The sequence below is a fragment of the Stenotrophomonas sp. 05L414_2 genome (genome assembly GCF_056397905.1).
Genome location: NZ_JBFTOJ010000307.1, coordinates 1 through 1,667, shown reverse-complemented (window position 1 = coordinate 1,667; position 1,667 = coordinate 1). Strand labels below are relative to the sequence as shown.

Below are 1,667 nucleotides of genomic sequence, written 5' to 3'. Positions count from 1 at the left end.
GTGTCGGATTGCGGGGTGTCAGCCGCATGGATGCGGCTGCCAAGCCTACAAGGACGTACTTGCGGCGTCCCCGCCATCCGACACCGCCCCGCCAACCCACGGATAGCCCGCTGTTGCTGTTGCTTCGGCTCCGGCCTCTGCAGGTGCAGGGCGCAGCCCTGCCGGCCAACCTCACCCCAGCGCGCGCGCCTTCAGTTCGCCCTGCTCATGCAGCGTCACGAAACGTCCCTTCTCATCCCGCCCGACCTGCGCCAGCGCCACCTGCGGATCATGGGTGAAGAACAGATGCACGTTGCGCGCCAGCTTGTCTTCCAGGAACTGCCGCTTCTCGTCGATCAGCAGCTCGGCGTTGCGGTCGTACCCCATGGTGATCGGCACGTGCACCCACGATCGACCCGGAATCAGATCGGCGCAGAACACCACGCCGCCGTGCGCCCCCTCGCCTGCGCGTGCCTGCCCCACGATCTCGGCCAGCATCAGCCCCGGCGTGTGCCCGTCGCTGTAGCTGAAACGCACGCTGTGGCCCAGCACCTTCGAATACTCGCCGTCCACCACTTCCAGGCGGCCACTGGCCTGCAGCAGGCCCGGCAGTTCTGGAATGAAGCTGGCGCGATCGCGCGGGTGCGGCTGCAGCGCGCGCTGCCAATGCTGCGCCCCGACCACGTACGTCGCATTGGGGAACAGCAGTTCCGGTTCACGGCCTTCGTGCCACGCGGCCAACAGGCCGCCGGCATGGTCGAAGTGCAGATGGCTGAGCACCACCACGTCGATGTCTTCGTGCTCGAAGCCGGCTTCGCGCAGCGAATCGATCAGCACATGCTGGCTTTCCTGCACGCCATAGCGCTCGCGCATGCGCGGCTCGAAGAACGCACCGATGCCGGTTTCGAACAGCACCGTCTTGCCTTCCAGCGGGCTCGCCAACAACGCACGACAGGCCAGCTCGATGCGGTTGAGCTCATCCGGTGCTGCCCACTTTTCCCACAACGCGCGCGGCGCGTTGCCGAACATTGCACCGCCATCCAGGCGTTGTGTATTACCGCGGATCGACCATAGTTTCATGACGCAATTATCGGTGGCCGCTCGTTAAATAATCGCTAGTGGGAAAATGAAAAACCCCGCCGTTGCGGGCGGGGTTCTCAGGTTTGCGTCCGCCGGGCCTAGCCCGGCGCAACCGCCGGCTCAGGGAGCCGGCACGACCTGGGCACTGCCGACCGGGTTGCGCGGGTCACTGCCGCCAAACAGTTTGTTGGCCTTGCGATCCCATTCCACCGTCTGCAGGTTGCCCCACACGTGGCTGGAACCGCGGCCGCCGGCAGCGACCTCGCCCGGCAGGTCGATCTTGTGGCCCATCGCCTGCAGCTGCTTGATGGTGCCAGCGTCGAAAGCATTGCTTTCCGCTTCGATCAGGTCCGGCAGCCACTGGTGGTGGTAGCGCGGCAGCGCGGCGACCTGCTGCGCATCCAGGCCAGCGTCGTAGCCCAGGATACCCAGCAGCACCATGGTGATGATGCGGCTGCCACCGGGCGTGCCCAGCACGATCACCTTGTCGTCGTTTTCCATGAAGGTCGGCGTCATCGAGCTGAGCATGCGCTTGCCCGGCTTCGGCGCGTTGGCCGCGTAGCCCATCACGCCAAAGGCATTGGGCGTTCCCGGCTTCAGCGCGAAGT

General features: G+C 65.7%; 2 protein-coding genes. Both read right to left on the bottom strand.

Features of this window, described 5'->3' with window-relative positions:
* Positions 1–171 precede the first annotated feature (171 nt).
* Positions 172–1,059 (bottom strand): MBL fold metallo-hydrolase, encoded by an 888-nt coding sequence (locus AC1DJN_RS21880; protein ID WP_025878830.1) that lies wholly within the window; start codon positions 1,057–1,059, stop codon positions 172–174.
* A 120-nt stretch (positions 1,060–1,179) separates the two neighbouring features.
* Positions 1,180–1,667, bottom strand: a 488-nt coding sequence (locus AC1DJN_RS21875; protein ID WP_478040252.1) for a gamma-glutamyltransferase, incomplete at its 5' end; no start/stop codon positions are given.